The organism is Shewanella rhizosphaerae, from assembly GCF_019457655.1.
Taxonomy (GTDB): domain Bacteria; phylum Pseudomonadota; class Gammaproteobacteria; order Enterobacterales; family Shewanellaceae; genus Shewanella; species Shewanella loihica.
On the sequence record NZ_CP080420.1, the window covers coordinates 1335290 to 1348492 of the forward strand.

Annotated in this window: 8 protein-coding genes; 5 read left to right on the forward strand and 3 right to left on the reverse strand. The window is 55.8% G+C overall.

The features are described 5' to 3' along the window. Window positions 1–77 precede the first annotated feature (77 nt). Both glgC and K0I63_RS05950 read left to right on the forward strand, forming a co-directional pair. Window positions 78–1352 carry a glucose-1-phosphate adenylyltransferase gene (gene glgC / locus K0I63_RS05945; protein WP_011864973.1) on the forward strand — a complete coding sequence of 425 codons (1275 nt, stop codon included), beginning with the start codon at window positions 78–80 and terminating at the stop codon, window positions 1350–1352. Next, the gene (locus tag K0I63_RS05950) at window positions 1345–2994 is read left to right on the forward strand and encodes a glycogen synthase (protein WP_220082852.1); all 1650 of its coding nucleotides are present in this window, start codon (window positions 1345–1347) and stop codon (window positions 2992–2994) included. Before glgC ends, K0I63_RS05950 begins: the two co-directional genes overlap by 8 nt. 129 nt (window positions 2995–3123) lie before the next feature. Here the strand turns inward: K0I63_RS05950 and K0I63_RS05955 are convergent, their stop codons facing one another. Beyond that, window positions 3124–3597, reverse strand: coding sequence for a LabA-like NYN domain-containing protein (locus K0I63_RS05955; RefSeq protein WP_220082853.1), 474 nt, complete (start codon window positions 3595–3597; stop codon window positions 3124–3126). Between the two features lie 193 nt (window positions 3598–3790). On the opposite strand from K0I63_RS05955, the gene K0I63_RS05960 reads away from it, so the two are divergent. Then, window positions 3791–5386, forward strand: a complete 1596-nt coding sequence (locus K0I63_RS05960) for a tetratricopeptide repeat-containing sulfotransferase family protein (protein WP_220082854.1) — start codon at window positions 3791–3793, stop codon at window positions 5384–5386. Window positions 5387–5583: 197 nt separating this feature from the next. Here the strand turns inward: K0I63_RS05960 and K0I63_RS05965 are convergent, their stop codons facing one another. Next, a complete protein-coding gene (locus K0I63_RS05965) occupies window positions 5584–6735 on the reverse strand; it encodes an aspartyl/asparaginyl beta-hydroxylase domain-containing protein (RefSeq protein ID WP_220082855.1) in 1152 nt (383 codons plus the stop codon). A gap of 16 nt (window positions 6736–6751) precedes the next feature. Then, entirely contained in the window at window positions 6752–7831 is a 1080-nt protein-coding gene (locus K0I63_RS05970) for a sulfotransferase family protein (protein WP_220082856.1), read from the reverse strand. 324 nt (window positions 7832–8155) lie between these two features. Here K0I63_RS05970 and K0I63_RS05975 point away from each other — a divergent pair, with 324 nt between their 5' ends. Then, window positions 8156–9385, forward strand: a complete 1230-nt coding sequence (locus K0I63_RS05975; protein WP_220082857.1) for an efflux RND transporter periplasmic adaptor subunit — start codon at window positions 8156–8158, stop codon at window positions 9383–9385. Continuing rightward, entirely contained in the window at window positions 9385–12489 is a 3105-nt protein-coding gene (locus tag K0I63_RS05980) for a multidrug efflux RND transporter permease subunit (RefSeq protein WP_220082858.1), read from the forward strand. Before K0I63_RS05975 ends, K0I63_RS05980 begins: the two co-directional genes overlap by 1 nt. The last annotated feature ends 714 nt before the right edge of the window (window positions 12490–13203 follow it).

The following is a 13203-nucleotide window of genomic DNA, read 5'->3' on the forward strand; positions in this document are numbered from 1 at the left end:
GACGTTTATCGAGCTAAGTCGGGTCGCCGCGGCGCCCAAGCAACTGGTGTGTTTTTTATCTCAAGGAGTGAGTACCTATGCCTAACATGAATCCTAGCCCACGTTATATCAGTAATTTAACCCGAGAAACCTATGCATTAATCTTGGCCGGGGGGCGAGGTTCACGTCTGCATGAATTGACCGACTGGCGCGCCAAGCCATCGCTCTATTTCGGTGGCAAGTTCCGCATCATCGACTTCCCGCTGTCGAACTGCATCAACTCGGGCATTCGCCGCATCGGTGTGGTGACCCAGTACAAGTCGCATTCGCTGATCCGCCACGTGATGCGCGGCTGGGGCCACTTCAAGAAGGAGCTGGGGGAGTCGGTAGAGATCCTGCCTGCCTCTCAGCGTTATTCCGAGAGCTGGTATAAAGGCACCGCCGATGCGGTATTTCAGAATATCGACATCATACGCCACGAGCTGCCCAAGTATGTGATGATCCTCTCTGGCGATCACGTCTATCGCATGGACTATGCGGGCCTGCTGGCCGCCCATGCCGAGTCGGGCGCCGATATGACGGTCTCCTGCCTCGAGGTGCCGGTGGCCGAGGCGGCGGGCGCCTTTGGGGTGGTCGAGGTGGATGAGCGCAACAAGATTTTGGGCTTCGAAGAGAAGCCTGAGCTGCCCAAGCATCTACCGGAAAATCCCGAGATGTGTCTGGCATCTATGGGTAACTATGTGTTTAACACCGAGTTTTTGTTCGAGCAGCTCAAGAAAGATGCCATGAACGAGAATTCGGATCGCGACTTTGGCAAGGATATCATCCCGTCGATTATCGAGGGGCACGAGGTCTACGCCCACCCGTTTAGAAGTGGCTTCACCGATGAGGAGGCCTACTGGCGTGACGTGGGCACCCTAGACTCCTTCTGGCAGGCTAACATGGAGCTGCTGTCGCCCACTCCGGCGCTGAATCTCTATGATGCCAAGTGGCCCATCTGGACCTTCCAGGAGCAGCTGCCGCCGGCCAAGTTTGTCTTCGATGACGACGAGCGCCGCGGCATGGCGGTGGACTCCATCGTCTCCGGCGGCTGCATCATCTCAGGCTCGACCGTGAGACGCAGCGTGCTGTTTAACGAGGTGCAGGTCTGCTCCTACTCCACGGTGGAAAACGCTGTGGTGCTGCCCGATGTTGTGGTGCTGCGTCACTGCCAGATAAAGAATGCCATCTTAGACAGAGGCTGCATCATCCCAGAAGGCACGGTAATTGGCCACGACCATGATCACGACAGGGCGCGGGGCTTTAGGGTCTCGGAAGGTGGGATCACCCTGGTGACCCGTGACATGTTGGGGCTACCGGTGGGTTATGAGTAAGACGCAAGGGGAGAGCGCCATGAAGCGCGTGTTGATGGTCGCCGCCGAAAATGGCGCGCTCAAGGGCGCCAAGGTGGGCGGCATGGCCGATGTGATCCGTGACCTGCCGGGCGCCCTCTATCCGCTGGGTGTGTGTAGCGATGTGATCATGCCAAGCTATGGTTTTCTGCATCGTCAGCAGGGGGCCGAGCCGCTGGGTGAACTGGTGGTCGACTTCTATGGCCAGCCCCACTGGCTGACCCTCTACCGCGCGGCGCATCCCAGTCTGCCTGAGGTGAACCTTTTCTTGTTGGATCATCCACTGTTTAATCAGGGCGGTAAAATCTACACCCCGGGGGCGAGCGATCGCCCTTTCGCCGAGGACGCCAACAAGTTCGCCCTGTTCTGCCTCGGGGTCGCCAAGGCGGTGTTGTCCGGCTTGATGCCAAGGCCGGATTATCTACATCTGCATGACTGGCACTGCGGCGTGCTGGCGCTGCTGCGCGCCTTTGCCCCCGAATATGCAGCGCTGCAGGCGATCCCCTGTTTGCTGTCTATCCACAATCTGGCGATTCAGGGGGCGCGGCCCTTAACTCAGGAGCATTCCTCACTACAGGCCTGGCTGCCGAGTCTGATTGCCTCGCTTGGCAGTGACGCGCTCAATCAGGTGATCGACCCCAGGTACCCCCAGTGTTTCAATCCGCTGCGCGCCGCCATTGTGCTGAGCGATCGCGTGCATCTGGTGTCCCCCAGTTATGCCCAGGAGGTGCTGCGTCCCTCATCGCCCGAAAAGGGGTTTATTGGCGGCGAAGGGCTGGAGGCGGACCTTCAGCAGAAGCAGCAAGCGGGCGCGTTGCATGGCATCTTAAACGGCTGCGAGTATCCGAGTAAGTTGAAACGTTCGGGTCAGCTCAGCAAGCGTCAGGCGCTGCTCAGGGGCAACACGGATAAGCTGTTGCCGCTCATCGATAGCGCCGAGCGGGCGATACAAGGCTGGTTATGCCAGACACCTTGGGTGCGCAGCGTCGATCAGCAGGCGCTGATGACACTTGCCCGGCTGAGACGTCAGTCGGAGTTTCAGGATGCCCCCAGGCTGCTGCTGACCTCTGTGGGGCGCCTGACGGATCAGAAGATGGCGATCCTCTGCTATCGCGACCAGCAGGGTATCAGCACACTAGAACATCTGCTAAAGCTCTTGGCTGAGCATGCGCCTAACGGCCTGATGGCTATCCTGGGTAGCGGCGATCAGGCGATAGAGGCGGAGCTTGCAAAGCTTGCCGGGCGCTATCAGAACCTGCTCTTTATCAACGGCTTTGACTTGCCTCTGTCTGACACCCTGTACGAGTGCGGTAACCTGTTTATCATGCCCAGCTCCTTCGAGCCCTGCGGCATCAGTCAGATGCTGGCGATGCGGGCCGGTCAGCCCTGCCTGGTTCATGGCGTCGGGGGCCTCAAAGATACGGTGAGTCATGGCGAAGACGGCTTCGTTTTCTATGGCGACAGTCCGGTGGAGCAGTCAGCGGCCTTGTTGGACACCTTGTCGCAGACGCTGCCGCTCATCGGCAAGGAGGCCTGGCACGTTATCTGTGATAATGCCAGTCAGAAGCGTTTCAGCTGGGGCGCCTCGGCAAAGCGTTACTGTCAGCACCTCTATTGCCTGTAAGTCTCTGGCGATAATGACTGACCTTGAGGGGCTAACGTGAGTGGTTAACGTCAGGGGCTAATGTGAGGGGCTATCGTGATGGGTTAACGCCAGGAGCTAGCTTGAGCGGCTAGCTCCCGAGCTGCTCGACTAGCGCAGCAGCTCACCTTCGATGGGATGAAACTGGGTGGCGGCGTCCATCAGCGCCTTGGCACTGAGCTCAGGCACGCCGTAAACTTCAGTTTCTAGGGAATACTTGTAGCCAATATGTTCGAGCAGCAACGCGAAGTCGCCATCGCCCGAGAGCAAGATGACAGTATCCACCTCAGGGGCGTGCTCCATGATATCTATGGTGATCCCCACGTCCCAGTCTCCTTTGGCGCTGCCGTCACTGCGCTGGATAAAGGGCTTCAACTTGACCTCGAAGCCGATATGTTTCAGCGCATCCTGAAACTTTATCTGGCCATCATCACCCCGGTCGATGGCATAGGCTAACGCCGTAACTATCTCCCCCTGCTCATTAAGTCTCTGCCACAGCGCGTGGTAGTTAAACTGACGACCATAGGCCTGGCGGCAGGTGTAATAGATGTTTTGTACATCGACAAAGAGGGCGATCCGTTTCAATTTGACAGCTTAGCTTGTTGAGTCATGGCTTGACCTTAACTTAGCGACGTGGTGAGGGGAAGGGTCTGGGGGAATAAACTGACTTTGTTAACACTTCGTTGCTTTTGTCTGGGGGCGATGTTTAGAATAGGCCTGCAAACCAAGATCACAGTCGCAGTCACTTAAATAATAACGATAACAACAGGAGTATGACTTGAGTCGAGAAGCGCGCTATTTAGAAGAAGCCAGAGGCTTTTATCAGAGTGGAAAATTCTCCTCTGCCGGTATCTATGCCCGTAAGGTGATTCGCAGAGAACCCAGTAATGGTGAGGCGCAGGCGCTATTGGGTCACCTCGCTTTTCGAAGTGGTGAGCATCAAGATGCCTTGAGCTGCTACCTAAGGGCCCAAGCCGCTGGATTTCAAGATCAAGAACTGCGCCTAAATCTGGCGACCCTACATGAGCGCCGCGAGGCCTTCTTCGATGCCGTCAACTTACTCAAGGAGCTGGTTAAAGAGACGCCGCAAGATTTAAGCCTGCAGCTTCGCCTGGGGATAAACGCCAGCCGCACCGGCGATATGGCGACGGCCGAGTCGGCGCTACTTGCTGCGTTAGCGGGTGATGAGCAGGCGGCGCAAGCAAGCCTGAACCTTGGGCATGTCTATAAGGCCAAGGGGGACACAGATAAGGCCGCAGCCTTCTACCATGATTACATTCGTCTGGCGCCCAGTCAGCAGGCGACCGCCTACTGGAGCCTGGCGGATCTGAAAAACTATCGGTTCAACGAACAAGATGAAACTGCTCTAAAGGCCAATGTTGCTGCCGAGGAGTTCTCTCAGGCGAGTCAGTCGCTATTTCATTTTGCCCTGAATCGTGTCTATGAGCAGCGCAAGCAGGGTGAGCAGGCCTTCGATGCGGTGCGAATGGCCAACCAGCTGATGCGTCCACTACGCCCCTTTAAGAGAGAGGCCTTTACCCGCTTGGTCGATAGTCTCAAGTCGGCTGAGGTGAAGCCGCGTGGTGCAGAGACTAGCGGGCCTTGGACACCTATCTTTATCGTCGGCATGCCGCGCTCGGGCACCACCCTGTGTGAGCAGATCCTTGCCAGCCACTCTCAAGTTGCCGCGACAGATGAGTTGCCCTTCATGGAGCGTCTGGCATTGAGTCTGGAGATGAAGGGAGGCTATGGCGCCATGCTGCCCCGGCTGTCAGATGAGCAGATAGCCCTGATGCGTCAGCAGTATATCGAGCAGGTGGACCAGTATCTAAAGGCTCAGGGTGAAGCGTCGCCAAGCCTAGTGCCAAGCCTTGTGATAGACAAGAATCCCAACAATTTCATCCATATTGGTCTCATCAAGACACTGTTTCCTGAGGCCAAGATCATCAATGTGATCCGCGATGCCAGAGACAACGCCATGGGGGTCTATAAGCAGCACTTTAGCCATGGCCATGACTACTCCTACCATCTGGATGATATCTGCCACTACTGGCAGCTATATCTGGAGTTGATGGCCCATTGGCAGCAGGCCTATGGCGATAGCCTTTATCATCTCTGTTTCGAGCAGTTGGTGAAGGCGCCGGATCAGCAGATCCCGGCCATGGTGGACTATGTTGGTCTGGCGCTCGAGCCTGCCTGTCTTAAGTTCTATGAGTCGAAGCGCAGCGTGCTGACCCCTAGTGCCAGCCAGGTTAGGCGGCCGATGAATGTAAAGGCGATAGGTCAGAGTGAGGCCTACGCGGCATTCATTCCCAATGCCTATCGTACCCTGACCGAGATTGCCGATAGGGCCCACAAGAGCTTCTTGAGTTGATGGGGCGATGAGCTAAGGTGCGTTAAATAAGGTGTCTTAAATAAGATGCCTTAAATAAAGTGTTTTAAGTAAGCGCAGACTCAGTAAAAGGGGCGACACATTTGTGTCGCCCTTTGTGGTATGGCTGAAGCCGATTGGCTAACGTTAACAGCCATCGCGAACGGCCATTACGAACGGCCATTACTAACGGCTAGGGGTTAGTTAAGCTGACCGTGGCACTGCTTATATTTCTTGCCAGAGCCGCAGGGGCAGGGACTGTTGCGAGTCAGTCCGGGCTCGGGTTGCTGTTTCTTCATCGTGCTAGCGACTGGCGACGATGGTGCGGGTCTTGTTTGTGAAGATATGGGGGCGCTGGGTGTTGACGTAAGTTGAGGCGCGGCTATATTTACCTGAGCCAATTCAGGGCTCATGGCCGGCCCCATGATCAGATGCACCAGTATCTTCATCGCCGATGTTTGACTGTCCACCATCACCAGCTGCTCTAGCGGCGCCGCCTGCGCCAAAGTTTGTTGCCGCAGTCGATGGAAGGCGTCCCAGCCAGCCTTATCATCGCCAAATTGTGACCAGAGTGCCTGCCAATCTAGCGCGAAGTCATTGAGTAACTTGATAAAGGCCTGACTAGCCTCTGAGCCATTACCCGTCGCGCTTTGGATCTGAGCACTCAGCTCCTGGGTTAGCAGACGTACCTCGCTGGGGGGCATTACCAAGGGGAAGTTCACCTTCTCTGTGATGATCTCTGCAGGTTTTTCAGGGATGAAATTTAAGTGTTTAGGCTTAAAGCTTGGGTCATCTAAGTTGCCATAGGCCAGCGATGCCTCGTTGACCATTTGCCAAAAACGACTCGAGCCCATGGTGTCGATAACCAGATGCACCCGCATCTTGTCACTCTTGTTCACCACCTTGTGGTATTTCCAGGAGTCGAAAATCCAGCATTCTCCCTCGCCCATATGTACCTGTTTATCGTCGCAGTGAAATTGCACCGCCTCGTCTGTGACTATGGGGATATGGATACGCACCCGGTTGTGCCAATGGTAGTTGATGTCGCTGTGCAGGGGCACCTCGCAGCCGGGGGCTAGACGCATCAGACGAGAGCGGCCAATCACCTCGCCGAAGGAGGCGATCACCTGCTGGAGATACGGACTCTGCAGCAGCGCCGGAGTGGGGCTCATGGGACCCTTAAATTCGTTGTTAAAGCTGCCGCCGACCGAGATGAGGGCGATGGCCGAGTTGCCTTTAAAGCTCTCATGATGGGCGCGCCAATCATCTTCGTCGAAGGCGGCCAGCTCCTGTTGCAGGCGCTCGACATCGAAACTCAGGGGCAGGCGGTAGAACTCTTTTGCTAACTTCATAATCTCTCTTGTATCCCTATTGCAGTTTGCCGTGGCAGGCCTTGTATTTCAGCGCAGAGCCGCAGGGGCAGGGGGCGTTACGAGCGGTATTGGGGTAGCGAGTGCTCGACCCCTCGGTTGACTGGGCATTAGCTTGCTCAGGTTTGGTCTCTACCTTATTCGGGGGAGTTGACGCTGGAACCGACGCCGACGTTTGTAGGTCCTCTGGTGGCGAGGGCAGATCTGTTGCAAAAGGCAAGATATCTCGTGACGCCAGTCGCTGATTTACTTTATTCAGGCAAGCTTGTGTTTGTGGCCAGATGGTGGCGATGGCCGAATAGTTGGCCAGCCATTTATCGGCCTTAGGGGCCGAGACTGTGTAGCGTGAGTGAGGCAGCTTGGCTTCGCAGCGCTCGGCCAGTGAGGCGTCTAAAGGAAGCTGGCAGAACTCGACTATCTTCTGGGTGGTGCCCTTAGGATCGGCAACCAGATCATGATAGCTGACTAGGTGCCAACGCTCTTTCGGCAGCTTGTCCAGCGAGGCCATGATGTGCTCGTTGGCCTGACACCACTGGAAGCAGGCGACCTGTTCTAGTGGCTTTCCTCTGAGCGCCTGCCAACCCGGTGGCAGCAGGAGTGACCAGTCGCCGCCCCAGCCGGGCAGGCCAGGGTAGGTGCGAAAACGGGCGCTGCGCCAGGCCTGCATTATGCTGGCAACATTTTCCTTGGGATCCCGCACCAGATAGATGAAGCGGGCGTCGGGAAAGAGCTTAGCGAGAAAGTCGATACGCAGGCTGTTTTTTGGGGTTTTCTCCAGAAAGCGGATCGGTCCCAAGCCTTTCTGGTAGGCCTTACCCTGATGATCCCTCAGTGCGGCCTCGAAGTCTGCCTTGAGCTGCTGGTCAATATCCGCATCCCAGTCGCTGATATCCAGCGCGTTGGAGGCAAATCCCTTGGCGGTGATATTGAGCTGCCTGTGCTTTTCTATTACTGCGTGGCTCTCGCCACCAATGGTCCAGAGTGATTCGCTATGGCTTAAGAGTTCAAAAAGCAGGGTGCTGCCGGATCGCGGCGCCGAGATGATGATAATGGGTCTATCGAAACAGGATTGATGCAACAGCGCCACCTTCTGTAGGGTGTTTTGATATTGTTATGGTGGCTTTACTTTAATGTTATTGCAGAAAAACTCAAGTGGGCGGCTCGTTTGGCCGTTCCAAGTTATGGCTCTGGTAGAGGGGATGCGCAGGGTTCAACAAAAGTGAAGTCTGGGCGCCTGAATGAGTTATGGCGATAGGTAGCGGCGGGCCGACACATCTGCTTGCACTCTAACGCTTCAATGAATGTGACGCTTTGCGCAGCTTTACATTGCTTTACCCACCTAAGGGCGGCGCCATTTTACAATAGGGGCAGTCGAAAAGCCCATGGATAAGATACCGCCCCAATGGATAAAAAATACCTGTACGTTCCCCTTGGCGTGCTGGCGCTAGCCGCCTTGCTCACCTTTGCTGTTGCTGCCAATCAGGCCAAGAATCAGTCGTCAACATCTCAGCCCCAAGTTGTAAACGGCAAAGCTGCTAACGCCAATACAGCTAATGCCAACACAGCTAATGTCAAAGCTGGGGCCAGAGCCGTGCCGATTGCCAGTGCCCGGGTCGAGGCCCATGAAGTGGCTCAGCATCTCTCATTGGTGGGCAAGCTTGCCGCCAATCGCTCGGTGCAGATAGCTGCCGAGGTATCGGGTAAGGTGCAGGCGATCAACTTAAGCGACAATCAGGCGGTGTCTCAGGGGCAGGTATTGGTGCATCTCGAAGATGCCAAGGCCAAGGCAAATCTTGTAGAGGCCAAGGCCTATCTGAACGATGAGCGGCGCAAGTTAGGCGAGTACAAGCGGCTCATAGAACAACACGCCATTACCCAGACCGAGATAGATGCTCAGCTGGCCAGTGTCGATATCGCCGAGGCCAGGCTCCAGGCCGCTCAGGCGGATCTGGATTATCACACCCTCAAGGCCCCCTTCGACGGTGTGATCGGGCTGGTGGACTTTAGTCTGGGCAAGCTGGTGAGCGTGGGCAGCGAGCTGGTCAGCCTGGACGATCTCTCCAGCATGCGTCTGGATCTGCAGATCCCCGAGCGTTATCTGTCGCAGATCTACTTGGGCATGCCTGTGGTGGCCAGCAGCAGTGCCTGGCCAGGCGAGCAGTTTCATGGTCAGGTGGTGGCCATGGCGCCGCGGATCAACTCCGAGACCCTCAATCTTAAGGTGAGGGTGAATTTCGACAATCCCAGCCTTCTGCTCAGGCCAGGCATGTTGATCTCGGCGCGGCTTGATTTTGCCCCTGTAACTCAGGCGGTAGTGCCGGTTCAGGCGCTGGAATACTCAGGCACCAAACGTTTCGTCTATGTGATCGACAGCGACAATATCGCCCGCCGCACTCAGGTGACCCTGGGGGCACGTATCGATGATCAGGTGCTGATCGATGATGGCTTATCTTTGGGCGACAGAATCGTGGTCAAGGGGCTGGTCAATATGCGTGATGGCATCAAGGTGGAAGACGTTGAAACTGGCCAGCTCGCCGAGGGGCCGGGAGGCAGGCGTTTGACTCAGGCTCAGACCCAGACACAGGCCCAGACTCAGACGGGCGAGACTGAAATGGCGCGAGGGCAGAGCTAATGTTGCTGTCGGATGTGTCGGTAAAACGCCCCGTGGTGGCGATCGTTTTAAGCTTGCTGCTGTGTGTATTTGGTCTGGTGAGTTTCTCCAAGCTGGCGGTGCGTGAGATGCCGGACGTGGAGAGCCCTGTAGTGACTGTGATGACCAATTACAGCGGCGCCTCGGCCAGCATCATGGAGAGTCAGATCACCACAGTGCTCGAGGATGAGCTGACGGGGATCAGCGGTATCGACGAGATCACCTCTGTGACCCGCAACGGCATGTCGCGCATCACCATCAGCTTCGATCTGGACTGGAACCTGACCGAAGGAGTGAGCGATGTGCGCGACGCCGTGGCCCGCGCCCAGCGTCGTCTGCCCGACGAGGCCGATGAGCCCATCGTCTCCAAAGACAATGGATCGGGCGAACCCTCCGTTTACATTAACCTCAGCTCCAGCACTATGGATAGGACTCAGCTGACCGACTATGCCCAGCGGGTGTTAGAGGACAGATTTAGTCTGATCACCGGGGTGAGCTCGGTAAATATCTCCGGTGGTCTCTATAAGGTGATGTATGTGCAGCTGGATCCTAAGTTGATGGCCGGCCGCGGGGTGACCACCACAGATATTACCGATGCGCTGCGCAGCGAAAACGTGGAGAGCCCGGGCGGTGAGGTGCGCAACGACACGACTGTAATGACAGTGCGCACCGCCAGGCTCTATCTGCATCCCGAAGACTTCGATTACCTGGTGGTGCGAACTGCAAGCGATGGTAGCCCCATCTATCTCAAGGACGTGGCGCGGGTGTTTATCGGCGCCGAGAATGAAAACTCCACCTTCAAGAGTGACGGCGTGCCTAACCTCAGCTTAGGGATCGTGGCCCAGTCGGATGCCAATCCTCTGCAGGTGGCGCAGCGGGTGCGCGAGGAGGTGGATAAGCTCCAGAAATTCCTGCCCGAGGGCACTCAGCTGTCTGTGGATTATGACTCGACCGTCTTTATCGACCAGTCTATTGGCGAGGTGTACAACACCCTCTATATCACCGGGGCCCTAGTGGTCTTGGTGCTCTATCTGTTTATCGGTCAGGCGAGGGCAACGCTGATCCCCGCGGTGACCGTGCCTGTGTCGCTGATCTCGGCCTTCATCGCCGCCAACTACCTGGGTTACTCCATCAATCTCCTGACCCTGATGGCGCTTATCTTAGCCATAGGCCTGGTGGTGGATGATGCCATCGTGGTTGTTGAGAACATCTTTCACCATATCGAGCGGGGTGAACCTGCGATTCTGGCGGCCTATAAGGGGGCTAGAGAGGTAGGATTTGCCGTGGTGGCGACTACCGCCGTGCTGGTGATGGTGTTTCTGCCTATCTCCTTCATGGAAGGCATGGTGGGGCGCCTCTTTACCGAGTTTGCCGTGATGCTGGCCATGGCGGTGATCTTCTCATCGGTTATCGCCCTAACCCTGACCCCAGTGCTTGGCAGCAAGCTCCTCAAGCGTAAACACAGGCCCAATGCCCTTAATCGTCTGATGGACAGCGGTTTCGCTCGACTCGAAGCCTGGTATCGCCGCGCCGTGGCCTGGGCGGTGCGTTACCGCCTGGCGGCGCCAGTGGTGATTGTCGCCTGTGTCATAGGTAGCGGTCTGCTGATGAACCAGGTGCCGGCGCAGCTGGCGCCCCAGGAAGACAGAGGCGTGATCTTCGCCTTCGTCAAGGGCGCGGAGGGCACCAGCTACAACCGGATGACGGCCAATATGGATATCGTTGAGCAGCGCCTGATGCCGCTTCTCAGTCAGGGAGTGATCAAATCCTTTAGCGTACAGGCGCCGGCGTTCGGGGGGCGGGCCGGGGATCAAACCGGCTTTGTGATCATGCAGCTAGAGGATTGGCAGGCCCGTGATATCAACGCGCAGCAGGCGCTGGCCGTGGTGGCCAAGGCGCTTAAGGGGATCCCCGATGTCATGGTGCGGCCCATGTTGCCCGGCTTTAGGGGCAAGTCCAGCGAGCCGGTGCAATTTGTGCTGGGCGGTAGCGACTATGATGAGCTGTTTAAGTGGGCGAGCGAGCTTAAGGCGATCGCCGATGCCTCGCCAATCGTCACCGGGGCCGATCTTGACTATGCCGAGACTACCCCAGAGCTGGTGGTGAGCGTGGACAGGCAGCGCGCCGCCGAGTTGGGGATCAGCGTGGCTCAGGTGTCCCAGACGCTAGAGGTAATGCTAGGTGGACGCAGCGAGACCAGCTTTATCGAGCGCGGCGAAGAGTATGACGTGTATCTGCGGGGCAAGGAGGAGAGCTTTAACAGCATGGCGGACCTGAGTCAGATCTATATGCGCGCCGCCAACGGTGAGCTGATCACCCTAGATGCCATCACCCACATCGAAGAGGTCGCCTCGGCCCATAAGCTGAGCCATACCAATAAGCAGAAGTCGATAACCCTCAAGGCCAACCTCGGTGAGGGCTATACCTTAGGTGAGGCGCTGGACTTCCTCGATGCCAAGGCTATCGAGATCTTACCCGGCGATATCAGCATCAGCTACACGGGGGAGTCGAAAGAGTTTAAGGAAAATCAGAGCAGCGTCATGCTGGTCTTCGGCTTAGCGCTGCTGGTGGCTTACCTGGTGTTGGCGGCCCAGTTCGAGAGTTTCATCAACCCGCTGGTGGTAATGCTGACGGTTCCCATGGGGATCTTCGGCGGATTCATCGGTCTCTATCTGATGGGACTCGGGCTCAACATCTATAGCCAGATCGGGATGATCATGCTGATCGGCATGGTGACTAAGAATGGCATCCTGATCGTCGAGTTTGCCAATCAGCTCAGGGACAGGGGCGCCTCGCTGGATCAGGCGATACTGGACGCCTCGGCGCGTCGCCTGCGCCCCATTCTGATGACGGCCTTCACCACCTTGGTCGGTGCCGTGCCCTTGATTTTATCGAGTGGCGCCGGTTCTGAGAGCCGGATCGCGGTGGGCACTGTGGTGTTCTTCGGCATGGCGTTCGCCACCCTGGTGACCCTGTTGGTGATCCCCGCCATGTATCGGCTGATCTCGGGTCGCACCCGCTCACCGGGTTTCGTCGCCGCCCAGCTTGAGACCGCCATCGCCAAACAGCAGGCAAGCGGCGCCTAAGTGGCTGGATGTTCGACTAGATGACTCGATGCAAGAGTGACGCTCCTGTCTTGCCTCTGTGTGAGATAGGGGCAAGACAGAGAAAAGACAGAGACAAGACCTTCGCTGTGTTTCATCTGATCCTTAAGGGGAAAGGTAAAATGCCTTTCACAGAGAACTTGTCTCAGTGCCAATGCTGTTGAGGTGGATATTGAGCCGGTAGACCCTATAAGTTGCCAACTCTTGGCTGGTTAACTTGTTTTCTTAAATACAGAGAGTGTTATTCAAAGGCATTAGTTAGGAAGGGCAGATTTAAAGATGGAACTGACGAACTGCCGATGAAATTGAGGCGTTGGATTATCTTTTACTTATTATTGCACATCGATAATCGTTTCTAGATTTGTTGTCTTAAAGATGATTGTCATAAAAGGTGATTGTCATAAACGATGATTACCTCAAACAATTCATTAGATTAATTTCATATTTCTATGTTTGGCCTAAATAGCCATTAAGTTGAAAAATTTACATCTTAAAGAAAAAGTGAATATTTCACAGGCTTTGCTGATTAAATATTCATCAGCATAACTGAGATGACGCGAGTGTCATTAATACGACGGCTGACTCTATCTTGTTTTCATCTGGCTAGTTGTTTAATTAACGCCACCAACTTTCAAATAAATCCTTTTTATTCAGTTGTTTAATTCGTATTTGAGTTTTTGCTTTAGTCTGGGTTTG